General features: G+C 66.6%; 23 protein-coding genes. 5 read left to right on the top strand and 18 right to left on the bottom strand.

The genetic code is table 11. The annotated features are described in order from the left end of the window. Window positions 1-197: 197 nt before the first annotated feature. The 3 genes from rpoN to leuD all read right to left on the bottom strand — a co-directional run bounded on the left by rpoN (window position 198) and on the right by leuD (window position 3,730). On the bottom strand, window positions 198-1,796 hold the full coding sequence (rpoN, locus tag WOC76_RS19655; RefSeq protein ID WP_341389442.1) for an RNA polymerase factor sigma-54: 1,599 nt from the start codon (window positions 1,794-1,796) through the stop codon (window positions 198-200). 176 nt (window positions 1,797-1,972) lie between these two features. Beyond that, window positions 1,973-2,989, bottom strand: coding sequence for an LPS export ABC transporter ATP-binding protein (gene lptB / locus WOC76_RS19650; protein WP_341104342.1), 1,017 nt, complete (start codon window positions 2,987-2,989; stop codon window positions 1,973-1,975). A gap of 135 nt (window positions 2,990-3,124) precedes the next feature. Further along, entirely contained in the window at window positions 3,125-3,730 is a 606-nt protein-coding gene (gene leuD, locus WOC76_RS19645) for a 3-isopropylmalate dehydratase small subunit (protein ID WP_341104343.1), read from the bottom strand. A 204-nt stretch (window positions 3,731-3,934) separates the two neighbouring features. Between leuD and WOC76_RS19640 the strand changes: the two genes are divergently transcribed. From WOC76_RS19640 to WOC76_RS19630, 3 genes are all read left to right on the top strand, one after another. Continuing rightward, window positions 3,935-4,621: a Crp/Fnr family transcriptional regulator gene (locus tag WOC76_RS19640; protein WP_341104344.1), complete on the top strand. Its 687-nt coding sequence runs from the start codon at window positions 3,935-3,937 to the stop codon at window positions 4,619-4,621. Between the two features lie 57 nt (window positions 4,622-4,678). Further along, on the top strand, window positions 4,679-6,616 hold the full coding sequence (gene acs, locus WOC76_RS19635; RefSeq protein ID WP_341104345.1) for an acetate--CoA ligase: 1,938 nt from the start codon (window positions 4,679-4,681) through the stop codon (window positions 6,614-6,616). Between the two features lie 120 nt (window positions 6,617-6,736). Next, the gene (locus WOC76_RS19630) at window positions 6,737-7,357 is read left to right on the top strand and encodes an SOUL family heme-binding protein (protein ID WP_341104347.1); all 621 of its coding nucleotides are present in this window, start codon (window positions 6,737-6,739) and stop codon (window positions 7,355-7,357) included. Between the two features lie 75 nt (window positions 7,358-7,432). On the opposite strand, the gene WOC76_RS19625 is transcribed toward WOC76_RS19630, so the two are convergent. Beyond that, a complete protein-coding gene (locus WOC76_RS19625; protein ID WP_341104349.1) occupies window positions 7,433-8,002 on the bottom strand; it encodes a nucleoside deaminase in 570 nt (189 codons plus the stop codon). Between the two features lie 208 nt (window positions 8,003-8,210). Here WOC76_RS19625 and fabD point away from each other — a divergent pair, with 208 nt between their 5' ends. After that, window positions 8,211-9,155, top strand: coding sequence for an ACP S-malonyltransferase (gene fabD, locus WOC76_RS19620; RefSeq protein WP_341104351.1), 945 nt, complete (start codon window positions 8,211-8,213; stop codon window positions 9,153-9,155). Window positions 9,156-9,167: 12 nt separating this feature from the next. Here the strand turns inward: fabD and WOC76_RS19615 are convergent, their stop codons facing one another. The 5 genes from WOC76_RS19615 to moaA all read right to left on the bottom strand — a co-directional run bounded on the left by WOC76_RS19615 (window position 9,168) and on the right by moaA (window position 14,114). Further along, window positions 9,168-9,716 carry an RBBP9/YdeN family alpha/beta hydrolase gene (locus tag WOC76_RS19615; RefSeq protein WP_341104352.1) on the bottom strand — a complete coding sequence of 183 codons (549 nt, stop codon included), beginning with the start codon at window positions 9,714-9,716 and terminating at the stop codon, window positions 9,168-9,170. Beyond that, window positions 9,716-11,401, bottom strand: coding sequence for a lysine--tRNA ligase (locus tag WOC76_RS19610; protein ID WP_341104353.1), 1,686 nt, complete (start codon window positions 11,399-11,401; stop codon window positions 9,716-9,718). Before WOC76_RS19610 ends, WOC76_RS19615 begins: the two co-directional genes overlap by 1 nt. Window positions 11,402-11,588: 187 nt before the next feature. Then, on the bottom strand, window positions 11,589-11,903 hold the full coding sequence (locus tag WOC76_RS19605) for a hypothetical protein (RefSeq protein ID WP_341104355.1): 315 nt from the start codon (window positions 11,901-11,903) through the stop codon (window positions 11,589-11,591). 288 nt (window positions 11,904-12,191) lie between these two features. Continuing rightward, window positions 12,192-13,073, bottom strand: a complete 882-nt coding sequence (locus tag WOC76_RS19600) for an NAD(P)-dependent oxidoreductase (RefSeq protein ID WP_341104357.1) — start codon at window positions 13,071-13,073, stop codon at window positions 12,192-12,194. A gap of 3 nt (window positions 13,074-13,076) precedes the next feature. Then, window positions 13,077-14,114 (bottom strand): GTP 3',8-cyclase MoaA, encoded by a 1,038-nt coding sequence (moaA, locus tag WOC76_RS19595; protein ID WP_341104359.1) that lies wholly within the window; start codon window positions 14,112-14,114, stop codon window positions 13,077-13,079. A 209-nt stretch (window positions 14,115-14,323) separates the two neighbouring features. On the opposite strand from moaA, the gene WOC76_RS19590 reads away from it, so the two are divergent. Next, the gene (locus tag WOC76_RS19590; RefSeq protein ID WP_341104361.1) at window positions 14,324-14,698 is read left to right on the top strand and encodes a DUF971 domain-containing protein; all 375 of its coding nucleotides are present in this window, start codon (window positions 14,324-14,326) and stop codon (window positions 14,696-14,698) included. A 104-nt stretch (window positions 14,699-14,802) separates the two neighbouring features. Here the strand turns inward: WOC76_RS19590 and WOC76_RS19585 are convergent, their stop codons facing one another. The 9 genes from WOC76_RS19585 to WOC76_RS19545 all read right to left on the bottom strand — a co-directional run bounded on the left by WOC76_RS19585 (window position 14,803) and on the right by WOC76_RS19545 (window position 25,372). After that, a complete protein-coding gene (locus WOC76_RS19585; protein ID WP_341104363.1) occupies window positions 14,803-15,684 on the bottom strand; it encodes a 3-hydroxybutyryl-CoA dehydrogenase in 882 nt (293 codons plus the stop codon). A 181-nt stretch (window positions 15,685-15,865) separates the two neighbouring features. Beyond that, window positions 15,866-16,810 carry an electron transfer flavoprotein subunit alpha/FixB family protein gene (locus tag WOC76_RS19580; RefSeq protein WP_341104365.1) on the bottom strand — a complete coding sequence of 315 codons (945 nt, stop codon included), beginning with the start codon at window positions 16,808-16,810 and terminating at the stop codon, window positions 15,866-15,868. Between the two features lies 1 nt (window position 16,811). Then, window positions 16,812-17,558 carry an electron transfer flavoprotein subunit beta/FixA family protein gene (locus tag WOC76_RS19575; RefSeq protein WP_341104367.1) on the bottom strand — a complete coding sequence of 249 codons (747 nt, stop codon included), beginning with the start codon at window positions 17,556-17,558 and terminating at the stop codon, window positions 16,812-16,814. 126 nt (window positions 17,559-17,684) lie between these two features. Further along, window positions 17,685-18,530, bottom strand: a complete 846-nt coding sequence (locus WOC76_RS19570; protein ID WP_341431543.1) for a rhomboid family intramembrane serine protease — start codon at window positions 18,528-18,530, stop codon at window positions 17,685-17,687. A 74-nt stretch (window positions 18,531-18,604) separates the two neighbouring features. Next, window positions 18,605-20,032 carry a lipopolysaccharide biosynthesis protein gene (locus tag WOC76_RS19565; RefSeq protein WP_341104371.1) on the bottom strand — a complete coding sequence of 476 codons (1,428 nt, stop codon included), beginning with the start codon at window positions 20,030-20,032 and terminating at the stop codon, window positions 18,605-18,607. Window positions 20,033-20,193: 161 nt separating this feature from the next. Next, a complete protein-coding gene (gene ileS, locus WOC76_RS19560) occupies window positions 20,194-23,187 on the bottom strand; it encodes an isoleucine--tRNA ligase (protein ID WP_341104373.1) in 2,994 nt (997 codons plus the stop codon). A gap of 228 nt (window positions 23,188-23,415) precedes the next feature. Continuing rightward, window positions 23,416-23,709, bottom strand: coding sequence for a hypothetical protein (locus WOC76_RS19555; protein ID WP_341104375.1), 294 nt, complete (start codon window positions 23,707-23,709; stop codon window positions 23,416-23,418). A 77-nt stretch (window positions 23,710-23,786) separates the two neighbouring features. Beyond that, window positions 23,787-24,740 (bottom strand): bifunctional riboflavin kinase/FAD synthetase, encoded by a 954-nt coding sequence (locus WOC76_RS19550; RefSeq protein ID WP_341104377.1) that lies wholly within the window; start codon window positions 24,738-24,740, stop codon window positions 23,787-23,789. A 155-nt stretch (window positions 24,741-24,895) separates the two neighbouring features. After that, on the bottom strand, window positions 24,896-25,372 hold the full coding sequence (locus tag WOC76_RS19545) for a MaoC family dehydratase (RefSeq protein ID WP_341104379.1): 477 nt from the start codon (window positions 25,370-25,372) through the stop codon (window positions 24,896-24,898). Window positions 25,373-25,427 lie beyond the last annotated feature (55 nt).

Below are 25,427 nucleotides of genomic sequence, written 5' to 3'. Positions count from 1 at the left end.
TGCCTCTTTTGCGCTTACCCGCCGATTACGGATTTTCTTCAACCGGGGTCCGCCCCGCTTCACTTTTTCGTGAGCCTGCGTCTACGGTCTCCCCACAGAACCGCGCCGCGAATTTTCGCGCAGCGTTAGAAGGCTGCGCGAATGAAGTCAATGGGCGTTCGCCGCTTGTGGAAAGGCGGCGCGCGGCCGGGCTCTCGTCAGAAGGCTAGCCGCGCCTGCTCCCGCGCGAGCGCGAGCTTCGCCCGACGGCGATCGACCGAAGACGGAATCTTCAGGCTGTCTCTGTATTTGGCCACAGTCCGCCTCGCAATGTCGATGTCGGCCGCCTTGAGCCTCGCGACGATGGCGTCGTCGGAGAGCACGTCGTCGGCGGTCTCGCGGTCGATCATCTGCTTGATGCGGAAGCGCACCGATTCGGCCGAATGGGCCCCGGCCCCGCTGGCCGTGGCGATGGAGGCCGAGAAGAAATACTTGAGTTCGAAGACGCCGCGCGGCGTCATCATGTATTTGTTGGAGGTGACGCGGGAGACCGTCGATTCGTGCATGCCGATGGCGTCGGCGATGGTGCGCAGGTTGAGCGGGCGCAAATGCTCGACGCCGCTGGTCAGGAAGGCGTCCTGAAGCCTCACGATCTCCGACGCGACCTTCAGAATCGTCCGGCTGCGCTGCTCGAGGCTCTTGGCGAGCCAGTTGGCGTTTTGCAGGCAGGTGGAGATGAAGGTCCGGTCGCCCTCGCGCGTGGCGGCGCTCACCCTGGCGGCGTAGCTGTGGTTGACCAGAACTCGCGGCAGCGCGTCGGAATTGAGCTCCACACGCCAGGCGCCGTCGGCCGCGGAGTGGACGATGACGTCGGGAACGAGCGGCTGGACCGGCGCGTCGCCGAAGGCGCGGCCCGGCCTCGGATCGAGCCGGCGCAGCTCGGCCGCCATCTCCGCGACGTCTTCGGCGTCGACCCCGCACAGCCGCGCGAGTTGGGCGGCGTCGCGCCGCGCGACCAGCGGCAGATTGGCGACGAATATCTGCATCGCCGGATCGTAGCGGTCGCGCTCCTTGAGCTGGATCGCCAGACATTCGGCGAGATCGCGGGCGCCGACGCCCGAGGGCTCGAAGGTCTGAATCAGGGCCAGGACGGCTTCGGTCTCCGCCGGATCGGCGTCGAGGCGGGCCGCGATGTCGGAGAGGCTTTCGCGCAGATAGCCCGTCTCGTCGATGCCGTCGATGATCGCCTGGCCGATGAGCCGCCTGCGCGAATCGGCGCAACACAGAGAGAGTTGCGACGCGAGATGTTCGTGCAGGCTCGGCCGCGCGGCGACATAGGCTTCGAGATTGGGCGCTTCGCCGTCCTCGCCGCCGCCGGCCGCGCCGCTCCAGGAGGTCGCCGAGAGGCCCGCGCCCTCGGGCGCCTCGCGCGGCGCGAGCGGAGTCACGGCCGGCCCATCGGGCGAAAAGGCGTTGCTCATGTCTGCGCCGAGGTCCGCCGCCAGCGCGCCCGCATCCACGGCGAGCGTGTCCCGCGCCCAGTCGCCCTCACGAGGCTCGCCGGAAAAAACCTCGCCCGCCTCACCCTCGAAAGCGGCGGCATCCGCGCGGAAGTCCTCGCTCGCGCCCGGCTCGCTTGCGGCGCCGCCCGCGTCGTCGTCGCGCGCCTCGAGCAGCGGATTGCGCTCCATCTCGTCGTTCAGATAGGCGGAAAGCTCCAGATTGGAGAACTGAAGCAGCTTGATCGCCTGCAAGAGCTGCGGAGTCATGACCAGGGACTGACCCTGGCGCATCATCAGCTTGGTCGAAATCGTCATTTGCGCACGCTCGCACGCTTGCCGCCCAGCCTCTCGGCCTGTTTCTTGCTTATAGCATGCGGCGCTGGCGCGGGCAGGACCAAATAGGCGGCGCCCCAGGCGCAAATCGCCCAAGGGTTAAGCAACGCTCGCGAAAATGACGCCAAGACGCGCCAATGCGGCGGAACGTCTGGGTCCTACATGCGGAAATCTTCGCCGAGATAGATACGGCGCACGTCCGGATTGGCGACGATGGCCTCGGGCGGCCCCTCGGTCAGCACATGGCCGTTGTAGATGATATAGGCGCGGTCGGTGAGGCCCAGCGTCTCGCGCACGCTGTGGTCGGTGATCAGCACGCCGATGCCGCGCGCCTTCAGATGCCGCACGAGATCCTGAATGCCGCCGACGGCGATGGGGTCGATGCCCGCAAAGGGCTCGTCGAGCAGCATGAAGGAGGGATGCCCCGCGAGCGCGCGGGCGATTTCGCAGCGCCGCCGTTCGCCGCCCGAGAGCGCCACGGCCGGCGTATGGCGCATGCGGGTGAGGCGGAATTCCTCGAGCAGGCCCTCGAGCTCCTCGGCGCGCTTCTTCTCGTCCGGCTGGGTGATCTCCAGAACGGCCCTGATATTGTCCTCGACCGAAAGCCCCCTGAAAACCGAGGCTTCCTGCGGCAGATAGCCGATGCCGAGCCGCGCCCGGCGATACATGGGGAGCGGCGTCACGTCATAGCCGTCGAGCGAGATCACGCCCTTGTCCGGCTTGACGAGCCCGGTGATCATATAAAAGACGGTCGTCTTGCCGGCGCCATTGGGGCCGAGAAGGCCCACCGCTTCGCCGCGCCGCACATGCAGGCTCACATCCTCGACGACGCGCCGCGTCTTGTAGGATTTGGCCAGATTGTGCACGGACAGCATACCCTGCCCGTCGACGCCCGTTTCGTCGAGATAGGCGCCGGCCGAGAAGCCCGCTGCGTCGCCTTCCTGCCCGTGCCGCGGGGCCGCCTTTCTGGCCTGCGCCCAGACCGGCGCATCCTCGGGAGCGGCGCCTAAATTTTCAGCGCTGTCATCGCCGCGCCAGTCGGCCTCCGCGAGATCGTCCGCCTTGTGGGAGGGCGCCCCGGTCAGGAGCCGCGCCCGAACAGCGCCAAAAGCCCCGCCGAGAGACCGGGCGGCGGCGGCGCGCAGGCGCTTCGAAAGGGCTGCGAAACTGCTCAAGAGGGCGTCCGTCGCGAGTAGGAGAAAGTCGAGACCCTTATAAAAGCCCCCGCCGCCCGCTTTTCCGCCGGGCGGCGTCTAAACGGTTCCTAACGCACCGATGGTTCTCCGGCCAGAGCCCGCGCCGCCACACGCTCACGCCCAGGGGCGAGACTGCGCGGCGACCTTTTCGAAAGCCGCGATCTTGTCGGCCTTCTGCAGAGTCAGGCCGATGTCGTCGAGACCATTGAGCAGGCAGTGCTTGCGGAAGGGGTCGATGTCGAATTTGACGACGCCGCCGTCCGGACCGCGGATTTCCTGGGCCGCGAGATCGACCGTCAGCGTGGCGTTGGCGCCCCGGGCGGCGTCGTCCATGAGCTTGTCGAGCTCCGCCTGCGTCACCTTGATCGGCAGAATGCCGTTCTTGAAGCAATTGTTGTAAAAAATATCCGCGAAACTCGTGGAGACGATGCAGCGCAGGCCGAAATCGAGCAGCGCCCAGGGCGCGTGCTCGCGCGACGAGCCGCAGCCGAAATTGTCGCCGGCGATGAGAATGCTCGCTTTGCGATAGGCGGGCTGATTCAGCACGAAATCGGGATTCTCGGTTCCGTCCTCACGGTAGCGCATCTCCGAGAAGAGGCCCTTGCCGAGGCCCGTGCGCTGGATGGTCTTCAGATATTGCTTGGGGATGATCATGTCCGTGTCGACGTTCATGATCGGCAGCGGCGCGGCGACCCCCGTGAGCGTTGTGAATTTGTCCATTTCGTAAGGCCCTGGCGCGTTCGAGGATTTGACGCGCCCTTTAGCAAACTGCCCGGCAAAGGGCAAAGGGCAAAGGGGCGCAGACGCCGGCGACGGAGGCGGGAGCGTTCCCGCGTCGCGCCCGGCTTTCTTTCGGCGGGCGCATTCCATGCGTCGTGAAAGCACGCTAAGAAGGTGTTGTAACGGGCGAATTCCAGGCCATCCATGATTCCCCAGAACTTGCTCATCGAGGCGATCGGCTATATGGCCGCGGCGGCGAATGTCTTCGTCTTCGTCTCGAATACGATGATCCCGCTGCGCATCGCGGCCATCGCCGCGAACGCGCTCTTCGCCGCTTACTTCTATCTCAAGGGCTATCTGCCGCTTTTCGCGCTCAACGCCTGCATGGCGCCGATCAACGTGTTCCGCCTGCGGCAGATGCGCCGGCTCATTTCCGACGTGCGGCAGGCGACGAAGGCGGCGAGCGAGGGCGAATTCGATTACGAATGGCTTCGCCCCTATATGAAGCAGGTCAAGCTCTCCGAGGGCTTCACCCTTTATCACCTGGGCGATCTGTCCGAGGACGCCTTCATTCTGGTGCGGGGCGAGATTTTTCTGCTGGAGCCCGGCGTGACCCTCCAGGCCGGCGCCTTTTTTGGCGAGATGGGCCTCTTTACGGAAGAAAACCGCCGCACGGCCACGGCCGTCGCCGCAACCGACGTCGATCTGCTCTGTGTGCGCTATGACGAGCTTCTGGAGCTCTCGGCCCAGAATCCGCAATTCGGATTCTATCTGATGAAGCTGATGATGCGGCGAATGCAGCACAATGTGGAGATCGCGCGCTCGGGGGCCATGCAGGCGACGCAGGCGAGCAGGCCGTCGCCTGTCGCCGATGGCGCGCCCAACGCCTGAGAGCCGCGTCGGAACCGCAAGTCGGAAACTCAAGTCGGAAACGCCTGGAGCCAGCCAATGTCCGAAAAAATCCATCCCGTTCCCGACGCCTGGAAGAAGAGCGCGCGCATCGACGAGGTCGCCTATCGCGCGCTCTATGAGCGCTCGCTTTCCGACCCCGAAGGGTTCTGGGCGGAGCAGGCGCAGCGCATCGACTGGATCACGCCCTTCACGAAGGTGAAGCATACGAGCTTCGATCTCCATAATGTCGCGATCCGCTGGTTCGAGGACGGCACGACAAATGTCGCCATGAACTGCATCGACCGGCATTTGCCCCACCGCGCCCATCAGACGGCGATCATCTGGGAAGGCGACGATCCCGCGCTGTCGCGCCACATCACTTATTGCGAATTGCACGAAGAGGTCTGCCGCTTCGCCAATGTGCTCAGGAAGCACGGGGTCAAGAAGGGCGACCGCGTCACCATCTATCTGCCGATGATTCCGGAAGCGGCCTTCGCCATGCTCGCCTGCGCGCGCATCGGCGCCGTGCATTCCGTGGTCTTCGGCGGCTTCTCGCCCGAGGCGCTCGCCGGGCGCATCGCCGACGCCGAGTCGGAAGTCGTCGTCACCGCGGACGAGGGGATGCGCGGCGGGCGGCGGGTCCCGCTCAAGAGCAATGTCGACGCGGCGCTGGAAAAGGTCGAGGGCGTCAAATCGGTGATCGTCGTCAGCCGCACCGGCGCGGAGGTCGAGATGGTCGAGGGCCGCGATTTCCGCTACGAGCAGGAGGCGGCGACGGTTCACGCCGATTGCCCCTATGCCGAGATGGGTGCGGAAGACCCGCTGTTCATTCTCTACACCTCGGGCTCCACCGGAAAGCCCAAGGGCGTGGTGCATACGACGGGCGGCTATCTCGTCCATGTCGCGCTCACCCATGAGGCGGTCTTCGACTATCGCGAGGGCGAGGTCTATTGGTGCACGGCCGACGTCGGCTGGGTGACCGGCCACAGCTACATTCTCTATGGTCCGCTCGCCAATGGCGCGACCACGCTGATGTTCGAGGGCGTGCCCAATCATCCCGGCGTCTCCCGCTTCTGGGAGATCGTCGACAAGCACAGGGTCTCGATCTTCTACACCGCGCCCACGGCGATCCGCGCGCTGATGGCGCATGGCGAGGAGCCGGTGAAGAAGACGAGCCGGCAATCGCTGCGGCTGCTCGGTTCGGTCGGCGAGCCGATCAATCCCGAAGCCTGGGAATGGTATCACCGGGTCGTGGGCGAGGGGCGCTGCCCGATCGTCGACACCTGGTGGCAGACGGAGACGGGCGGCATTCTCATCGCCCCGCTGCCCGGCGCGACGGATCTGAAGCCCGGCTCGGCGACGCGGCCGCTCTTTGGCGTCTTTCCGGAGATCGTCGACGCTTCCGGCAAGGTTCTCGACGGCGCCTGCGAGGGCAATCTCGTCATCGCCGATTCCTGGCCCGGACAGGCGCGCACGATTCACGGCGATCACGAACGCTTTGCGCAGACTTATTTCTCCGCCTATCCCGGCAAATATTTCACCGGCGACGGCGCGCGGCGCGACCGTGACGGCTATTACTGGATCACGGGCCGCGTCGACGATGTGATCAACGTCTCGGGCCACCGTCTCGGAACGGCCGAGATCGAAAGCGCCCTCGTCGCCCATGAGAGGGTCTCGGAAGCCGCGGTCGTCGGCTATCCGCATGATCTCAAGGGTCAGGGCATCTACGCCTATGTGACGCTGATGGAGGGCGCGCACCCGACCGAGCATCTGCGCAAGGAACTCGTCAAATGGGTGCGCGCCGAAATCGGCCCGATTGCGGCGCCCGACGTGATCCAGTTCGCCTCGGGCCTGCCCAAGACGCGCTCCGGCAAGATCATGCGGCGCATCCTGCGCAAGATCGCGGAAGGGGAGTTCGGGGCGCTGGGCGACACCTCGACGCTGGCCGATCCGGGTGTGGTGGAGGAACTGGTCAGAAACAAGCCGCAAGGCTAGCCGCCGGAAATCCCCAGCAGCGAGCTGGCCGAAATCCGCCTCTCTTTGGCGCCCGCGCGCCTGTTCCGACGACGGGCGCCGCCTCACCTTTTCTTATCAGAGAGAGAGAGGAGTGAGTGAATGCGGCGCTTGTCCATGGTTCTCGTCGGGCTTCTCGCGACCGCCCCCGCAAGCGCGGATTCCGACGTGGAACATGCGCGTTACTCCGTGGTCGCCTCCGCCGGCGATTTCGAGATACGCGACTACGCGCCGCAGATCGTCGCGGAGACGACGGTCGCCGGCGAGCGCGACGCGGCCATCAAGGAAGGCTTCCGTCGCCTCGCCGGCTATATTTTCGGCGACAATGCCGGGGCCGGAAAAATCGCGATGACGGCGCCCGTGGAGCAGCAGCCCCAGGGCCAGAAGATCGCGATGACGGCCCCCGTCGCCCAGGCGCGCGCGGGCGACGCCTGGGTCGTGCGCTTCACCATGCCGGCCGAGCTGACGATGGCGAGCCTGCCGAAGCCCAACAACGCCGCCGTCAGGCTCGCGCAGGCGCCCGGCAAGCGCATCGCCGCCCTCCGTTTTTCAGGTCTCGCGGGGGACGACGATCTGGCCGCAAACGAGGCGAAGCTTGTCGAGGAGTTGAACATTCGCGGTCTCGGCGCGAAAGGGCCCGCCGTTTACGCCTTCTACGATCCGCCCTGGACCCTTCCCTGGAACCGGCGCAACGAGATCCTGGTCGAGGTCGACCACAAGTGACCCCCGACCATGGCGCGCCCGTCCTCGCGAAAAGCCGCAAAGAGCAGAAGCGGGGACGGGCGATGAGGCTCCTGATCAGCGAAAGAGCGCCAGCGCCTCTTTGGCGAGAACGCCGCCCGTGATTTCGATATGGGCGAAGGGCGCCGCGCCCGCGATCGCCCGGCTCGTCAGCATGATCTGGCCGATGCGCGTCTCCAGCTCCGCGATGGAGGCGGCGTAAACCAGCCGGGCGAAGCCGCACCAGAGAATCGCGCCCATGCACATCGGGCAGGGCTCGCCGGTCGTGTAGAGCGTCGCGCCCTGAAGATCGGCGGCCGGGCGATCGGCGATGAAACGGCGGATGGCCGTCATCTCGCCATGGGCGGTGGGGTCGTTTGTCTTGTCGCCGATGTTGCGGCCCCGGGCGACGACCTTTCCGCCAAGCACGATCACCGCGCCGAAGGGCAGATCGCCGTTCGCCGCCTCGTCGAGCGCAAGGCGCATGAAGGCGTCGTCCTGCGTCCGGACCGGCTGGAGGATCGCCTCGGCGTGTGCGGGCGCCGCCGCCGCCACCGCGCTTCCGACGCCGACGCAGGCGAAGCCGGCGAGCATCTCGCGCCTGTCCCAGACGCGGCCGCAGCCGCAGTCGCAGGGTTTCGATTCCATCTTCAGCCCCCAAAAGCACAAAGCCGGATGTCAGCGCATTCCGCCCCGTTACGGGAAGGCGCCCGCAAGGGGGGCAAGGGCGTCGCCGCGCCAGTTCGCGCTTCGCCCCTTCGCTCGTCCCCTGGCCGTCCGCCTGCGAGCTTGACACGGGACGCCGGCCAATGCCACTCGCGGGCGCAGCATAGGCATCATGAAAGGGCGGTCGCGCATGGCGAAGGCGTTCATTTTCCCCGGACAGGGCTCGCAGGCGGTGGGCATGGGCAAGGCGCTGGCCGAGGCCTTCGCCCCGGCGCGCGTGGTCTTTGAGGAGGTCGATGCGGCGCTGTCGCAGCCGCTTTCGAAACTGATGTTCGAGGGGCCGGAGGCCGAGCTCACCCTGACCGCCAATGCGCAGCCGGCGCTGATGGCGGTCTCGCTCGCCGCGATCCGCGTGCTCGAAGCCGAATGCGGGCTCGACCTGTCGAAAGACGCCGCCTTCGTCGCCGGCCACTCGCTGGGCGAATATTCGGCGCTCGCCGCCGCCGGCGCGCTCTCCATCTCCGAGACGGCGAAGCTGCTGCGCATTCGCGGCGACGCCATGCAAAAGGCCGTGCCGGTCGGCGAGGGCGCCATGGCGGCGCTGCTCGGCGCCGAGCTCGATCAGGCTCGCGAGATCGCCGGAGAGGCGGCCGCGGCGCTCTCCTCGGTCTGCCAGGTCGCCAATGACAATGGCGGCGGGCAGGTGGTGATTTCAGGGGCCAGAGCCCCCGTCGAAAAGGCCATGGAGATCGCAAAGGAAAAGGGCGTCAAGCGCGCCGTGCTGCTCCCCGTCTCCGCGCCCTTCCATTGCGCGCTGATGCAGCCCGCCGCCGACGCCATGACGCAGGCGCTTGCCGGGGCCACGATCTCGCCGCCCTGCGTGCCGGTCGTCGCCAATGTCACGGCGGCGCCGGTCTCGGACCCCGAGACGATCCGCAGGCTCCTCGTCGAACAGGTCACGGGCGCGGTGCGCTGGCGCGAATGCGTCGCCTATATCGCCGATCAGGGCGTGACGAAATTCGTCGAATGCGGCTCGGGCAAGGTGCTCGCGGGGCTTCTCAAGCGCATCGCGCCGGGCGCGACGGCGATCTCGGTTGGCGGTCCCGCCGATCTCGACGCCTATCGCGCCTTCTGACGCGGCCGCCGGTCAGAGACCGGCCATGAAATGAGCGAAGGCGAGCGAGCCTTCCGGCCAGGGGCCGTGGCCGCTCGCCTCATTGATATGCCCGGCCGGGCCGGCGTCGATGAAGCGCGCGCCGACGTCCGCGGCGAGCTTTCGCGCGAAGGACGCCTCGGCGTAAGGGTCGTTGCTGCTGCCCACCATCACGGACGGGAAAGGGAGCCGCGCGCGCGGCAGGGGAAGAAAGCCCGCATCCACCGCCGGCATCTCGCGGATCACCTCCTCCGAGGGCGGCGCCACGAGAAAGGCGCCCGCGATCTTGCTGCGCAATTGCTGCGCAGCATGAAGCGCGGCGACCACGCCCAGCGAGTGCGCGACGAGCACGGCGGGCTGCTCCGAGGCGAGAATGTCGCGGCGGATGGCCTCGACCCATTCGGCGCGGTCAGGATGCGCGAAGTCGCGCTGGACCACGCGGCGCGCCGTCGAGAGCTTCTTCTCCCAGCGGCTCTGCCAGTGATCCGGGCCGGAATCGAGATAGCCCGGAATGATGAGAATATTGGCCTCGGCGGCGCGCATCAGGCCGGAGCGCCCAGAAAGGCGCCCGCGAGCGCGTCGGCGATCAGCTTGCGCGTCTCGGCGACGCCATAGAGCGCGATGAAGGAGCCGAAGCGCGGACCCTTCTTCTCGCCGAGCAGCACCTCATAGAGCATGTTGAAGAAGTCGTTGGAGACGCCCGGACGCTCGGGCGTCGCGCCCTTGGCCGCGAAGTCCTGATAGCGGGGAACGGCGCGGGCGACGTCGTAAAGCCCCGCCTGTATCTCCTCGGCCGTGGCGCCTCGGGGGAGAGCGGCGAGCGTCGCGTCGATCTTTTCGAGCACCTCGCGCTCCACCTCGTCGGCGGCGCGATAGGACTTCGCCGGCTTCACGAAGTCGCGGAAGTAGGCGACCGCATAGCCCACGAGCCGGTCGAGATGCGGATGATTCTCGGGGGATGCGGAGGGGGCATAACGCTTGAGGAAGCCCCACAGCACGGACGGGTCCTCGGCGTTGGCGACCGCGGCGAGATTGAGCAGCATGGAGAAGGAGACGCTCGTCCCCTTGGCTTCGCCTGCATGTTCCAGCGTCTCGGGTGGCGGCGGATCGCCAGCGTGGATGTGCCAGACGGGATTGCCGAGGCGCTGGCGCCAGTCCTGGCGCGGATAGGCGTCGAGGAAATTCAGATAGTCGTCGACCGCCCGCGGGATCACGTCGAAGGAGAGACGCTTCGCGGCCGTGGGCTTTTGATACATGAACTGGGCGAGGCTCTCGGGACTGGCGTAGGTCAGCCATTCCTCGATCGTCAGGCCATTGCCCTTCGACTTCGAAATCTTCTGCCCCTTCTCGTCGAGAAAGAGTTCGTAATTGAACCCTTCCGGCGGCTTGCCGCCGAGCGCGCGCACGATCGCGCCCGAGAGCTTGACCGAGTCGATGAGGTCCTTGCCGGCCATTTCGTAATCGACGCCGAGCGCATACCAGCGCATCGCCCAGTCGGGCTTCCATTGCAGCTTGCAATGGCCGCCGGTGACGGGCGTCGTGAATTTTTCGCCCGTTTCTGGATCGGCCCAGTCGATCGTGCCGGCCTCCGCGTCCATGCCGGTGAGCGGCACCTGCATCACGATTCCCGTGCGCGGGTGAATGGGCAGGAAGGGCGAATAGGTCGCCGCGCGCTCCTCGCGAAAGCTCGGCAGCATGATCTTCATCACCGCGTCGTAGCGGGCGAGCATGTGCTTGAGCGCGGCGTCGAAGCGGCCGCCCTTGTAATAGTCGGTCGAGGAGGCGAAGTCGTATTCGAATCCGAAGGCGTCGAGAAAGGCGCGCAGCCGCGCATTGTTGTGCGCGCCGAAACTGTCATGCGTGCCGAAGGGGTCCGGCACCTGCGTGAGCGGCTTGCCGAGATGGGCGGCGACGAGCGCCTTGTTGGGAATGTTGTCGGGAACCTTGCGCAGCCCGTCCATATCGTCCGAGAAGGCGATGAGCTTCGTGGCGATCTTGCCTTCCGTCAGGACCTCGAAGGCGCGGCGCACCATGCTGGTGCGGGCGACCTCGCCGAAAGTGCCGATATGGGGCAGGCCCGATGGGCCATATCCGGTTTCGAACAGCACGGATGTCTGGCCCGTCGCCTCGATTCTCTTGACGAGCTTCTTCGCCTCTTCGAAGGGCCAGGCGGGAGAGACGCGGGCGGCGTCGAGAAGGTCGGGCGACAAAACGAGGGGAGCGGACATCTGCGCGGCGTCAACCATCTTGAAGAGTGGGGGAGCGCGGCACAGTAGGTAGCGGCGCGAGGGAGGTCAACGGCGACGGGAGCGAACCGCCCCGCGTGAGCGCGCCATAAAAAGAAGGCGGAGGGGCTCTTTCGAGCCGCCTTCGCCTTCAGTCGGCCTTCGACCTGGCTGTCGGGGGACGCAAGCGTCAGTTGGCGCAGGTCACGCTGCGCATGTAGCGGACTCGACCGCGCTCGTCTGTGCTTGGTTTCAGAACGAGCGTGCAATCTTCATCCTCTGCGCCATAGGCGCGTCCCACCCGGATCGCCGGTCCGCGCGCGAGCGGACGCAAGCCGTCGTCGTTGAGGCTGACCGCCGCCCTGACGGCGGCGGAAGATTGACTCTTGGCGGTCGGAACGGACGGCGCCGCCGCCACAGCGGCGCACAGACCAGCGGCGACCGTGAAGCCAAGGACAATCCGCGACAGGCGACTTGCAAACGGGCTTTCGCGCGTAACGGCCATAAGGGCCCCTCCCACTAGGGTAACAGAAGGTCTTGTCCCTCGAACGCGAACTCGAACGCTTTACGCGGCCTTGGGTGTTCCTCTTCTTGTTGGGAGGAAAACGCTCAGCTCATGAAATGGTTGCACGGGCGCCACAAAAAATTTTTATTTTTTCGGCCGCCGCCACATTTTGGCCTTTTCGCGCGGGTCGCAAAAAGGCGAATCTCTTGGTAAAACAATCGTAAACACGGAGGGCCGCACGCCCCGCGTCCTCTCCCGCGAAGCGGGGGAGGGTCAAAAGAGCGCGCTCTATTTGCGTTCCAGCCGCGCGATGAGGCTGGACGTGTCCCAGCGTTTGCCGCCCATGGCCTCGACCTCGGCGTAAAATTGATCGACGAGCGCGGCGACGGGGAGTTTTGCGCCCGTGCGGCGCGCCTCGGCGAGGCAGATGGCGAGATCCTTGCGCATCCATTCGACCGCGAAGCCATGGTCGAATTCGCCCGCGAGCATGGTCCTAGTGCGGTTCTCCATCTGCCAGGACTGCGCCGCGCCGTTTCGGATGAGATCGATCACGGCCAGCGCGTCGAGCCCCGCGCTCCTGGCGAAATGCAACGCCTCGGAGAGACTCTGGATGAGCCCGGCGATGGCGATCTGATTGACCATTTTGGTGAGCTGGCCGGCTCCGGGCGGCCCCATCAGCCGGCAGGCGCGGGCGTAAGCCCCCATCACCGGCTCCGCCCTCTCATAAACCTCGGGGTCGGCGCCGCACATGATGGTCAGCGCGCCGTTGACGGCGCCGGCCTGCCCGCCGGAGATCGGCGCGTCGATCGTGCCGAGATCCATCCGTTTTGCCTCAGTGTGAAGCTCGCGGGCGATTTCCGCGGAAGCGGTCGTATGGTCGATGAAGACCGCGCCGGGCGCCATGGCGGCGAAGGCGCCGTCGGGGCCGAGCGTGACGGCGCGCAGGTCGTCGTCATTGCCGACGCAGGAAAAGACGAAGTCGGCGCCCTCGGCGGCGGCCCCCGGCGTCGGGGCCCATTTGGCGCCCGCGTGGGACGCGGCGAATTTTTCGGCCTTGGCGGTGGTGCGGTTATAGACCGTGACCCTGTGGCCGGCGCGGGCGAGATGCCCCGCCATGGGATAGCCCATGACGCCGAGTCCAATGAAGGCGACGTTTCGTGAGGTGGTCATGGCTCAGCCGCCCGTCGTGCTCATGTGGCGCGAAACCGCCGGGGTCTGCGTCGCGCGGTCGATGATGAAGTCGTGGCCCTTCGGTTTGCGCCGGATCGCCGCCTCGATCGCCGCGTGAAGCAGCGCGTCGTCGTCGCTTTCGCGCAAGGGCGCGCGGAGATCGGCGGCGTCCTCCTGACCGAGACACATGAAGAGCGTGCCGGTGCAGGTGACCCGCACGCGGTTGCAGCTTTCGCAGAAATTATGGGTGAGCGGCGTGATGAAGCCGACGCGCCCGCCGGTCTCCTCCGCCCGCATGTAGCGGGCCGGGCCGCCGGTGCGATAGTCGATCTCGGTCAAGGTGAAGGCCTCCGAGAGCGTCGCGCGCACGGCCGTCATGGGGAGATATTGATCGACCCGCGCCGGCCCGTCGAGTTCGCCGAGCGGCATGACCTCGATGAAGGTCATGTCCATCCCCCGCTCATGGGCGAAGCGCACGAGCGGGACGAATTCATCCTCGTTGACGCCCTTGAGCGCCACGGCGTTGAGCTTGACCTTCAATCCGGCCGCTAGCGCCGCGTCGATCCCGGCCATCACGCGGGCGTGGTCGCCCGTGCGGGTCAGCGCGCGGAAGCGGTCGGGGTCGAGCGTGTCGAGCGAAACATTGATCCGCTTCACGCCGCAGTCGGCGAGTTCGGCGGCGAAGCGGGCGAGCTGCGAGCCATTGGTCGTCAGGGTGAGCTCCTCGAGCGCGCCGGAGTCGAGGTGCCGCGAGAGGGCCCGAAAGAGCTTCATCACATCGTGACGCACCAGCGGCTCCCCGCCGGTGATGCGCAGTTTCCTGGTCCCGCGCGTGACGAAGGCGGCGCAGAGCCGCTCGAGCTCCTCGAGCGTGAGCAGGTCCTTACGCGGCAGGAAGGTCATGTGCTCGGACATGCAATAAACGCAGCGAAAGTCGCAGCGGTCGGTGACCGAGACCCGCACATAGGAAACCGCCCGGCCAAAGGGGTCGACGAGCGGCGCGGGCGCCAAGGCGGCGGGCGTTTGCGAATAGGCGTTCATGAGTGGCGCTTCCAACGGGCGGGCTCTCTCGCGGAGCCTTTTCCCATATATTGCCACGACCCGCGATCGGGAAGCCCGAGCGTTTCCGTGCGGCGATCGGGAAACCCGATCGATAGAGGCGGCTGATGACGCCCGGAGAAAGCCGAAAACCGCTGGCGGCCTTCGCCATGTCCGACCTATAGACAAAACGAAACGATAAAGGAGCCCATGTGACCGCAGACCCCTGGCCCACCGAAATTCGCCTTCTCGACAACGGCCGCGCCCTGCGCACGGCCTTCGACGACGGCGCGAGCTTCACGATGAGCGCGGAGCTGCTGAGGGTGAGAAGCCCCAGCGCCGAGGTGCAGGGCCATTCGCCGAGGGATCAGAAGACGGTCGGCGGCAAGCGCAATGTGGCGATCATCGCCGTGGCCCCCGTCGGCAATTACGCGATCCGACTCGACTTCGACGACATGCATCGAACGGGCATCTACACCTGGCGCTATCTGCGCGAGCTCGGCGAGACCGCCGAGGCGAGCTTCGCCGCCTACATGGAGGAGCTTGCGGCCAAGGGACTCGACCGCGACCGGCCGGGTGAGGCGTAGTCCCCCGGCGGGCGCGCCAAGGCGGCGTCCGGCCCTCGCGCGAGCGTCTTTCTTGCAGACGCCCGATTGCGGGGGGAGAGGCAGGTAGGGGGCCGTCGCGTGCCCTACCGCGTCGGCGTCGGCGTGCCGCTGCGATAATCGTAGAAGCCGCGCTGCGTCTTTTTCCCGAGCCAGCCGGCCTCGACATATTTCACGAGCAGCGGGCAGGGGCGGTATTTCGTGTCGGCGAGCCCCTCGTGCAGCACCTGCATGACCGAGAGGCAGGTGTCGAGGCCGATGAAATCAGCGAGCTGCAACGGTCCCATCGGGTGATTGGCGCCGAGCCGCATCGCGGTGTCGATCGCCTCGACCGAGCCGACGCCCTCGTAAAGCGTATAGATCGCCTCATTGATCATCGGCAGCAGGATGCGGTTGACGATGAAGGCCGGGAAATCCTCGGAGACCGTCACCGTCTTGCCGAGCTTGGCGCAGAATGCCTTGGCTTCCTCGAAGGTCGCGTCGTCCGTGGCGATGCCTCGGATGAGCTCCACGAGCTGCATGCGCGGTACCGGATTCATGAAGTGAATGCCGATGAAGCGCTCGGGACGCCCCGTGATGGAGGCGAGCCGCGTGATCGAGATCGAGGAGGTGTTGGAGGCGATGATGCCGTCCGGCTTCACGACCAGCGCGACGTCGGAGAGGATCTTGCGCTTGACCTCTTCATTCTCGGTCGCCGCCTCGATCACGATGTCGCAGTCGCGGAAATCCTGAATGGCGGGCGCGGCCGAAATATGCGGCAAGGCGGCGTCGACGGCCTCGGGGGCGAGAAAGCCCCGCTCCACCGACTTCTTCATCTGGACGCCGATGTCCTTGATTCCAGTCTCGATCCGTTCGGGCGTCACGTCGTTCATGGCGACGTCCAGGCCTGCAAGCGCGCAGACATGCGCGATGCCCTTGCCCATCTGGCCCGCGCCGATGACGCCGACCTTGCGAATTTCGAAGCTCATAGTTCGAACACCCACGCGAGAGGACCGCCTGAAAGGGCGGGACGGCTGCGATGCAATGCGGCCAAGTTGCAGTGCAATATAACGCGGCGCGAGGCGGAATGAAAACTGGCAAGCTTGAAAAAGTCGGAACCTGCGCGTTCCGCCGCCCGGAAAAAGACCCGGACGGCGGAATCGAGCCATTCTACTTGCCGAGCTTGGCGAGCTCCGCGTCGAGCTCCGGCACGGCCTGGAAGAGATCGGCCACGAGGCCGTAGTCGGCGACCTGGAAGATCGGCGCCTCTTCGTCCTTGTTGATGGCGACGATGATCTTGGAGTCCTTCATGCCGGCGAGATGCTGGATCGCGCCGGAGATGCCGACCGCGACATAGAGCTCGGGGGCGACGGCCTTGCCGGTCTGGCCGACCTGGAGGTCGTTGGGCGCATAGCCGGCGTCGACGGCGGCGCGCGAGGCGCCGATGGCGGCGTTCAGGCGGTTCGCGACCGGATCGAGTACCTTGTGGAAATTCTCGGCGGAGCCGAGCGCGCGGCCGCCAGAGATGATGATGCGCGCCGAGGTGAGCTCCGGCCGCTCGGACTTGGCGAGCTCCTCGCTCTTGAAGGAGGAGACGCCCGGATTGGCGCCGCCGCCGATCGTCTCGACCGGCGCCGAGCCGCCTTCGGGCGCGGCGGCGAAGGCCGTGGTGCGCACGGTGATCACCTTCTTGGCGTCCTTGGCGCGCACCGTCTGAATGGCGTTGCCGGCGTAGATCGGGCGCTCGAACGTGTCGGGCGCGACGACCTTGACGATGTCGGAGACCTGCGCCACGTCGAGCAGCGCCGCGACGCGCGGCAGCACGTTCTTGGTCGCGCTGGTGGATGGCGCCAGGATCACGTCATAGGACGGCGCAAGGCCGAGGATCAGCGCCGCGACCGGCTCGGCGAGCACATGGTCGAGGGCGGCGTCGTCGGCGTAGAGCACTTTCTCGACGCCCGCGAGCTTCGCGGCCTGATCGGCGGCGGCCTTCAGGCCGGGGCCGACGACGAGAATGTGGATCGGGCCGCCGATCTGCTGGGCGGCGATCAGCGCCTTGGCGGTCGAGGGCGCGAGCGCGCCATTGGCGGTTTCGGCGAGAAGCAGAATGGCCATGTCAGAGAACTCCCGCTTCCTTGAGCTTCGAGACGAGTTCGGCGACCGAGCCGACCTTGACGCCCGCCGAGCGGGTCGCGGGCTCCGCGGTCTTCAGGACTTCGAGGCGCGGCGCGATGTCGACGCCGTAATCGGAGGGCGCCTTGACGGCGACCTCTTTCTTCTTCGCCTTGATGATGTTGGGCAGGCTCGCATAGCGCGGCTCGTTGAGGCGGAGATCCGTCGTCACGACGGCCGGGAGCTTCAGGCTCACCGTCTGCAGGCCGCCGTCGATCTCGCGCGTCACATCGACTGAGCCGTCCGAAAGATCGACCTTGGAGGCGAAGGTGCCCTGGCCCCAGCCGAGCAGGGCGGCGAGCATCTGGCCGGTCTGGTTCGAGTCGTCGTCGATCGCCTGCTTGCCGAGAATGATCAGGCCGGGCTGCTCCTCGGCCGCGATCTTGGCGAGAATCTTGGCGACGGCGAGCGGTTCGACCGTGTCGTCGGTCTTCACCAGAATGCCGCGGTCGGCGCCCATGGCGAGCGCGGTGCGCAGCGTCTCGTCCGCCTTGGCCGGGCCGATGGAGACGACGACGACTTCCGCCGCCTTGCCGGCCTCCTTGAGGCGCAGAGCCTCTTCGACGGCGATCTCGTCGAAGGGGTTCATCGACATCTTCACATTGGCGAGATCGACGCCCGAGCCGTCGGGCTTGACCCTGATTTTCACATTGTAGTCGACGACCCGTTTGACGGGCACGAGAATCTTCATCGCGCGACCTCTGAAGGTGACGGCGGACGTTTCAACGCGTCCGAGCCTTGAAAAACTGTGGCGGTCTGGTAACGGGCGTGCGCGCGCAAGTCAAACGGAGAGGCCGAGACCTTCCGCGCGTTGTTTTCAGCCGTCGAGACCCGTCTCCTCGGGCGGAGCCGTTTCCTGGCGCGGGGGCGCGGGCGGAAGACGATCCGGCCTGCGATCGAACAGCGGGTGGCTGCGACGCTTGAAGATCGGCGTCAGCACGAGCCCCGCGACGATGCCGCCGACATGGGCCATCCAGGCGACATGCGTTTCGCCGCCGCCCCAGCTGGCGTTGACGAGCTGGAGCACGGCCCAGGCGCCGATGAAGAGAAAGCCCGAGGCGTGGAAGGCGAAAAGCGGCGGCCTGAGGCCGAAGAGCGGCCGCGTGGCGGGGCGCGCGCGGTCGGCGAGGGTGATGAGCCAATAGGGGAACATCACGAATGTGAGGGGCGGGAAGAAGCCCGTGACCGTCGCGCGCGGATAGAGCAGCAGGAAGGCGGCGCAGACCCCGGAGATGGCGCTCGACGCGCCGACGAGCGGCGTGATCGATTGGGGCGTGGCGTAGATGTAGAAGACGCCCGCCACGACCCCGCAGGAGAGATAGAAGAGCAGGTAATGCAGCGAGCCCATGGCGTCTTCGACATTGTCGCCGAAGACGTAGAGGAACAGCATATTGCTCGCCAGGTGCAGGATCGACGAGTGGAAGAAGAGCGAGGTGACGAGCGTCGCCGCCGGCGGCGGCCCGACCACCCATTCGGCGAGATCGGCTTCGCCGAAGAGCACGCGCGGGATGATGGCGAAGCCGCGCATGATCGTCAGCGGATCGCCCAGCGCCTCGCTCTGGACGACGAGAAAGATCAGCACATTGACGGCGATCAGAACATGATTGACCACCGGCCGCTTCAGATGGCGCAGCGGCGCGTCGTCGTAAAGCGGCATGACCATCGCGTGAGACCTCTTTCGATTCGAACCCCGGCTCCTAACATAAGCGCGCCCGCGCTCATGTCACGGGGAGCCTGTCACGCTCTCGCGCGACGCGCGCGCAGCCAGGCGAGGGCGTGGCCCCGCAGCCCGGCGATGTCGAAGGTCAGAACCATCGCGCCATAGATGGCGCCCCCGGCGGCGATCTGGACGACCAGGGTGAGAAAGCCGGGCGCCATGCCGCGCAGGGGCGTCAGCGCGACGAGCATCACGCCCGTCCCGACGACGGCGGCGTAAAGGTCCCAGAAGGAGGGCCAGACCGGCTGCGCCCTGAGCGCGAAATAGATCGTCGCGGCCAGCGCCGCGACATAGCCCGCCGCCTGGGCGATGGCGAGATTGGAGGCGTCGCGGCCCCAGGGCAGGGCGAAGATCAGCAGACCCGACACGAGCGCCGCCGCGACCGCCGCGACGACCAGCGGCGCCGTCCGCTTGCTGATCTGGAAGACGGGGTTCACGCCGAAATTGATCATGCCCATGGCGAAGAGGCCCGGCAGCAGCAGGCCGAGATAATGGCCGAAGGGGCCGCGAAACTGCCCCGGCACGATGAGCGCCTCGACCGAGGGCATGACCAGCCACAGGCCCACGCAGGCCGGCAGCAGAAAGGCGAAGACGACGCCCATATTCTGCGCCACCTGCTCCTGCGCGCGGCGCTCCCCATGGGCCTCGTGGGCCGCCACGGCGATCTGGAACAGGAGAACGTCGAGCGCCGAGCCGAAGGCCATGACGGCGCGCATGCCGAGGTCATAGGCGAGGGCGAATTGCCCCGTCTCGGCGAAATCATAGACGCTCGCGACGATGGCGCGGGAGGCGAGCGGCATCACCTGATAGAGGAGATGCGCCGCGACGATGGGCGCGCTGTAGGCCATGAGCAGCTTGACCGTTTCGATCTGCGCGTCGCGGCAGCGCACGCCCGGATCGCGCAACGCCTCCCGCCCGAAGAACACCGTGCCGACGAGGCTCGCGACGCCGCCCGCAAGCGCCACGCCCGCCGAATGGAAGAGCCAGGCGCCGCCGCCGATGAGGAGAAAGGCCAGCACGTTCTTCACGAGAACCAGCCGGCCATAGGCGGCGTCCTCGAAGCGCGCGCGGGCGAGCGCGGTCGAATAGTCGAAGAGTCCGTTGGCCGTCGCGGTGAGAAGCGCGAGCAAAATGAGCTCGCTGTCGAAATCGAGCGTGGGGCCGACGAGCGAATAGAGGACCGTCGTCACGAAGAGAAGCAGAGTGACGGCGAGAAAGGACGTGCCGAGCGTCGAGCGGATGATCGGATCGCTCTCGCGCGTGCGCTGGGAGTAGAAACGCGTCGCGGAGAGCCGCAGCCAGTCGTAGAGCGCCGTTTGCACCACCACGGCGATGGAGAAGGCGAGGGCGAAGCGGCCATATTCCTCGGGGCCGAGAAATTTCGCGACCAGCAGGCCGATGATGAAATTGGTGATGGTGTTGGCGAGAAAGGCGAGGAGGACTCTCACGGGCGGCCGCGCCCCCTCGACAGCCCTCCCCCGCTTTGCGGGAGAGGGCGCAGGGCGTGGCCTTCATCGAGGACGCCGATCGCGCGCGTCCCCTCTCCCGCGCAGCGGGGGCGGGTCAGGGAGGGGGCCGCGGTGCTGTCGGCGCGCTTCATACGGGCCGCTCAGGCGCTCCAGCGCCCGAGCGCCTTCAGCTCCCGCAGCGCCTGCGCGTCGCGAGGCGTCACGTCGGGATAGTCCGGCTCCGCCGCGGCGGGATCGAAATATTTCCAGGAGCGGGCGCATTTGACCCCCGCGGCCCGTCTCGGAACCACGGCGACGCCCGCGACCTCGGGGAGGCGGAACGCGTCGGCCGGCCCGTCGCCCGTGACGATCTCCAGATCGGAGACGATGCAGATCTCGGCGAAATCGACGCCATCGAGATCCATGCGCAGCTTGCCGTCGGCGATGTAGACGACCGGCGCGGCCTCGAGCGAGGAGCCGATGCGCTTTTGCGCGCGTTCGATCTCAAGCGCCCCGGTCACGACCGAGCGAATGGCGCGCACGCCCTCCCATTTCTTCGCGAGCGCCTCGTCGCGCCAGTGGGAGGGAATGTCGGGGAAGCTCTCGACATGCACGGAGAGGGCGTCCGGATAGCGCGAGAGCCAGGCCTCCTCCGCGGTGAAGACGAGAATGGGCGCGAGCCATGTCGTCACGCAGCGGAAGATGTGTTCGATCGTCGCGAGCGCGGCCTTGCGCTTCACGCTCGACGGCGGCTCGCAATAGAGCGTGTCCTTGCGGATGTCGAAATAGAAGGCGGAGAGATCGCTCGTCATGAAGGGCGTGAGCAGCGCCACGACCCGCTTGTAGTCATGGGCCGCATAGGCCGAGCGGATCGAGGCGTCCATCTCGACGAGGCGATGCAGCATGAGACGTTCGAGTTCGCCCGCGTGCTCGAGCGCCGCTTCGTCGTCTGCCCCGTAATGGGCGAGCGCGCCGATCATCCAGCGCAGCGTATTGCGCAATTTGCGATAGAGATCGACAAAGGTCTTCAGGATTTCGGGACCGACGCGCAGATCGTCGGCGTAATCCGAGGCCGCGACCCACAGGCGCAGAATGTCGGCCCCCGAATCTGCGATCACTTTCTGCGGCGCGACGACATTGCCGAGCGACTTCGACATCTTGCGGCCCTTCTCGTCGAGCACGAAGCCATGGGTCAGCACGGCGTCATAGGGCGCGCGGCCGCGCGTGCCGCAGCTTTCGAGAAGGGAGGAGTGGAACCAGCCGCGATGCTGGTCCGAGCCTTCGAGATACATGACCTCGTCCTCGCCGCCGTCGCGCTTTCTGTGAATGCCGGCGAGCGCGGGGAAGTTTTTCGGATCGTCCAGCACGAAGGCGTGAGTCGAGCCTGAGTCGAACCAAACGTCGAGAACGTCGGCGACCTTTTCGTAATCCTCCGGATCGTGGTCGGGCGCGAGAAAACGCTCGGCGGCGCGGGCCTCGTACCAGGCGTCGGCGCCCTCGGCCTCGAACGCCGCGACGATGCGTTCGTTCACGCGCGGATCGACGAGGATCTCATGCGTGCCTTTCTTGACGAAAACGGCGATCGGCACGCCCCAGGCGCGCTGACGGGAGACGACCCAGTCGGGCCGGTTGGCGATCATGCCGCGAATGCGGTTCTCGCCGGCGGCCGGCGTCCATTGCGTGCGCGCAATCTCTTCGAGCGCGATGGCGCGCAGGGTGGGCGCATTCCCCTTCTCGCCGTCGGAGAGCGGGGCGCCGTCGAAGGGCTTGTCCATCGCGATGAACCATTGCGGCGTATTGCGGAAGATCACCGGCTTCTTGGAGCGCCACGAATGCGGATACTGATGCTTCAGCCGGCCGCGCGCGACGAGGTTTCCGGCCGTGACGAGCTCCGCCATCACAGCCTCGTTGGCGTCGCCCTTCTCGCCCTTTTCGGTGAGCACGCGCTTGCCGGAGAAGCCGGGCGCCTCCGGCGTATAGAAGCCGTCCTCGTCGACCGTATAAGGGATGCGCGTCTCGATTCCGCTCTCGGCGAGGCGACGGCCGTTCGCCATCCAGATGTCGAAATCCTCGCGGCCGTGTCCGGGCGCCGTATGCACGAAGCCCGTGCCCGTGTCGTCGGTCACGTGATCGCCGTCGAAGAGCGGCACGTCGAAGGCGTAGCCGAGATGCGCGAGCGGATGGGCGCAGACGAGGTCCGAAAGCTCCGCCGCCGCAACGTCGCGCAGGCGCTCGAAGCCCGCGACCTTCGCGGCCTTGAAAACGTCGCCCGCGAGCTTGTCGGCCAGGATGAATTTCGCGCCCGGAAAGGCCCAGTTAGCGTCGGGCGCGTCGGTCACGCGATAGAGGCCATAGGCGATCTTCGAGGAAAACGAGATCGCGCGATTGCCCGGCAACGTCCAGGGCGTCGTCGTCCAGATGACGACGCGCGCGTCGGACAGATCGGGGCGCGCGCCGCGCGGAATGGGGAAGGCGACCCAGACCGTGTCGCTGGTGTGGTCCTCATATTCGACTTCGGCCTCGGCGAGCGCGGTCTTTTCGACGACGCTCCACATGACGGGCTTGGAGCCGCGATAGAGCAGGCCGTTCTCGGCGAATTTCAAAATTTCGCGCGCGATGATCGCCTCGGCCGGAAAGGCCATGGTGGCGTAAGGACGGTCCCACTCGCCTGCGACGCCGAGGCGCTTGAACTCCTCGCGCTGGATCGAGAGCCAATGTTCGGCGTAGGCGCGGCACTCGCGGCGAAAGGCGATCATCTCCTCGGGGCGGGAGAAGTCGGGCTTCTTCTTGCCCTTGGCCCGGTAGTTCTCTTCCTCGATCTTCCATTCGATCGGCAGGCCGTGGCAGTCCCAGCCCGGCACATAGACGCAGTCCTTGCCGGTCATGCGCTGGCTGCGCGTGACGATGTCCTTGAGGATCTTGTTGAGCGCGTGGCCGATGTGGATGTTGCCGTTGGCGTAGGGCGGCCCGTCGTGCAGGGTGAATTTCGGCCGGCCCTGCGCCGCCTCCCGCATCTTCGCGTCGAGGCCGATCTCCGCCCAGCGTTTCAGAAGGTCGGGCTCGCGCTGGGGCAGGCCCGCGCGCATCGGGAACGCCGTCTCGGGCAGATAGAGGCTCTTGGAATAATCGGGCCCTTTGGGCGTTTCGTCGTTCATGGGTCGTAGAAGCCAGGGTCGGGCGGCGCCGGATGGGGCGGCAGGGTCCGCGTCACATAAAGGATTTGCTGAAGGAGCGCCAATCGCGCCCAAGACCCCGACCCCCCGCGAGACATGACGGTCTCAAGCGTGGGCCGGGCGGGTAATTCGTTTTTGCGGGGGCGGCATGGCTCTCTTTAGCAAGCGCCGTCCCGGCGGAAAAGCCTCGGAAGCCCGATGAATTCTTATCTACCTCAGCCGCCGGAAGGGACCGACGCCAAGCTTGTGCGCGACCCACGCCCCCGCGCCGAGCAGGACGACGGCGGGCGCAAGGATGAGAAAGAGGCCGGAGAGGAAGAACAGGCCGAGACCGATCAGAACCAGCAGGCCGAAACCGAGCAACAGGCTCTGGAACGGACCGAGGCGCACGAATTTCACCTCGCCGGAACCCGAAGAGATCCAGATGCGCGACGTCGCGAACTCGTCCTCCCGCTCTGCGCCGGGCGGGATGATCTCGATCTCGCCTTTGGGCTTCTCGCTCATGACGCGGACTCCTTTTCTGTCGCGAAAATAGGCGTTGGGAGGCCTTGCCGCAACGCCGCCCGCCGCCCTTGCGGGATCTAGCGGCTTGCGAGGATGGCGCGGGCGCGGGCGCTGTCGTCATCCATCTTCGCGATCAGCGTCTCGACGCTGTCGAATTTCTCCTCGCCTCTCAAAAAGGCGTGAAACGCCACCTCGACGTCCTTGCCGTAGAGGTCGCCCGAAAAATCGAATACGAAGACCTCGAGAAGCGGCGCGCCATTGTCGAAGGTGGGGCGGCGGCCGAAACTCGCCACGGCGTCGCGCCAGACGCCATCGATCTCGATCGTGACGGCGTAAACGCCGTGGCGCAGGCGGTTCGAGGGGTCGAGCGCGAGATTGGCGGTCGGGAAGCCCAGATGGCGCCCGCGCTTGTCGCCGTGCCGCACGACGCCGCGCACGAAATAGGGATGGCCCAGAAGCCGGCGCGCCGCCTCGACGTCGCCCTTCTCCAGCGCCTCGCGCGTCGCTGTCGAGGACACCGCCTCGAGGCTTCCGTCTTCGTCCTGCGTGATCCGGTCGACGATCTCGACCGCGAAGCCCAGCCGCTCGCCCTCGGCCCGCAGGAAGGCGGCGTCTCCCGCCCGGCCGGCGCCGAAGCGGAAGTCGTAGCCCGCGACCACGGCCGAAACGCCGAGCTTTTTCTTCAGGATTTCCTCGGTGAATTCGCGGGCGGGCCGCGCGGCGAATTTCGGATCGAAAGTCAGCACGATCATGCCGTCGAGCCCGAGCCGGCTCGCCTGCGCCGCCTTGGCGGCGGGCGGGGTCAGCCGAAAGATCACCGGCCGGCCGGCGAAGACATCGGCCGGATGCGGCTCGAAGGTCAGCAGCGCGCAGGGCCTGCCGAGCTTTTTCGCCAGCGCCTGGGCGCGCGCCGCGACGCCGCGATGGCCGCGATGCAGCCCGTCGAAATTCCCGATGGCGACGACGGCGCCCTCGAGCCCCTCGGGCGGGCTTTCGGGGTCGCGGGCGACAATGAAGGGCGATTTCGTCACGGGCTGATCCGATCGGGCGCGGGGCGTCAAACTGCCGCGCGGCGGCCCGAAGCGCAAGGGGAGCGAAAAATCGATGCGCCGCGCCGGCAAGCGTCGCTTTGTGCAGTGAGCCTTCGCCCGTCAGGCCGCTTCGGGACCTCCAACAAGGCCAAATTTCACGCCGTCGCCGGCTTCTCCGCCGGAGGCGCCGCGCGGGCGGCCTGTTCGCGCGAGGGGACCATCACCGTCGCCTCGCCGTCGAGGACGACCTTGCCGTCGACCAGGCATTCGCATTTGAGCTTGGCGCGGCGGCCCTTCTCGACGAGTTCGACCACCTCGACGACGACGGTGATCACGTCGCCGATCTTCACCGGCGCCCGGAAATTCAGCGTCTGCGACAGATAGACCGCGCCCGGCCCCGGCAGATACATGCCGATGACGGTCGAGATCAGCGAGGCGGTGTAGAGGCCGTGGACGATGCGCTCGCCAAAGCGCGTCTTGGAGGCGAAATGGTCCGAGAGATGGATCGGATTGCGGTCGCCCGAGAGATCGGCGAAGGCGATGACGTCATCGTCCATCACGGCCTTCATCAGCGTTTCGCGCATGCCGACGCTCAGATCTTCGAAATAATAGATTTTGAAGGGCGTCGACATTTTCTTTTCACCGGATCGTTTTGGAGTTGGAGGGGCGGGGGCGCCCGACGCCCCC

It is taken from the genome of Methylocystis sp. IM3, from assembly GCF_038070105.1.
Taxonomy (GTDB): domain Bacteria; phylum Pseudomonadota; class Alphaproteobacteria; order Rhizobiales; family Beijerinckiaceae; genus Methylocystis.
Note: the sequence above shows the minus strand (reverse complement) of the source record. Positions and strands in the feature narration are given on the sequence as shown.

What these genes read in the sequence shown, in the direction of transcription:
- rpoN (WP_341389442.1), bottom strand. Translation starts at nt 1,796, where the DNA reads ATGACGATTTCGACCAAGCTGATGATGCGCCAGGGTCAGTCCCTGGTC.
- leuD (WP_341104343.1), bottom strand. Translation starts at nt 3,730, where the DNA reads ATGGACAAATTCACAACGCTCACGGGGGTCGCCGCGCCGCTGCCGATC.
- WOC76_RS19640 (WP_341104344.1), top strand. Translation starts at nt 3,935, where the DNA reads ATGATTCCCCAGAACTTGCTCATCGAGGCGATCGGCTATATGGCCGCG.
- acs (WP_341104345.1), top strand. Translation starts at nt 4,679, where the DNA reads ATGTCCGAAAAAATCCATCCCGTTCCCGACGCCTGGAAGAAGAGCGCG.
- WOC76_RS19630 (WP_341104347.1), top strand. Translation starts at nt 6,737, where the DNA reads ATGCGGCGCTTGTCCATGGTTCTCGTCGGGCTTCTCGCGACCGCCCCC.
- WOC76_RS19625 (WP_341104349.1), bottom strand. Translation starts at nt 8,002, where the DNA reads ATGGAATCGAAACCCTGCGACTGCGGCTGCGGCCGCGTCTGGGACAGG.
- fabD (WP_341104351.1), top strand. Translation starts at nt 8,211, where the DNA reads ATGGCGAAGGCGTTCATTTTCCCCGGACAGGGCTCGCAGGCGGTGGGC.
- WOC76_RS19615 (WP_341104352.1), bottom strand. Translation starts at nt 9,716, where the DNA reads ATGCGCGCCGCCGAGGCCAATATTCTCATCATTCCGGGCTATCTCGAT.
- WOC76_RS19610 (WP_341104353.1), bottom strand. Translation starts at nt 11,401, where the DNA reads ATGTCCGCTCCCCTCGTTTTGTCGCCCGACCTTCTCGACGCCGCCCGC.
- WOC76_RS19605 (WP_341104355.1), bottom strand. Translation starts at nt 11,903, where the DNA reads ATGGCCGTTACGCGCGAAAGCCCGTTTGCAAGTCGCCTGTCGCGGATT.
- WOC76_RS19600 (WP_341104357.1), bottom strand. Translation starts at nt 13,073, where the DNA reads ATGACCACCTCACGAAACGTCGCCTTCATTGGACTCGGCGTCATGGGC.
- moaA (WP_341104359.1), bottom strand. Translation starts at nt 14,114, where the DNA reads ATGAACGCCTATTCGCAAACGCCCGCCGCCTTGGCGCCCGCGCCGCTC.
- WOC76_RS19585 (WP_341104363.1), bottom strand. Translation starts at nt 15,684, where the DNA reads ATGAGCTTCGAAATTCGCAAGGTCGGCGTCATCGGCGCGGGCCAGATG.
- WOC76_RS19580 (WP_341104365.1), bottom strand. Translation starts at nt 16,810, where the DNA reads ATGGCCATTCTGCTTCTCGCCGAAACCGCCAATGGCGCGCTCGCGCCC.
- WOC76_RS19575 (WP_341104367.1), bottom strand. Translation starts at nt 17,558, where the DNA reads ATGAAGATTCTCGTGCCCGTCAAACGGGTCGTCGACTACAATGTGAAA.
- WOC76_RS19570 (WP_341431543.1), bottom strand. Translation starts at nt 18,530, where the DNA reads ATGGTCATGCCGCTTTACGACGACGCGCCGCTGCGCCATCTGAAGCGG.
- ileS (WP_341104373.1), bottom strand. Translation starts at nt 23,187, where the DNA reads ATGAACGACGAAACGCCCAAAGGGCCCGATTATTCCAAGAGCCTCTAT.
- WOC76_RS19555 (WP_341104375.1), bottom strand. Translation starts at nt 23,709, where the DNA reads ATGAGCGAGAAGCCCAAAGGCGAGATCGAGATCATCCCGCCCGGCGCA.
- WOC76_RS19545 (WP_341104379.1), bottom strand. Translation starts at nt 25,372, where the DNA reads ATGTCGACGCCCTTCAAAATCTATTATTTCGAAGATCTGAGCGTCGGC.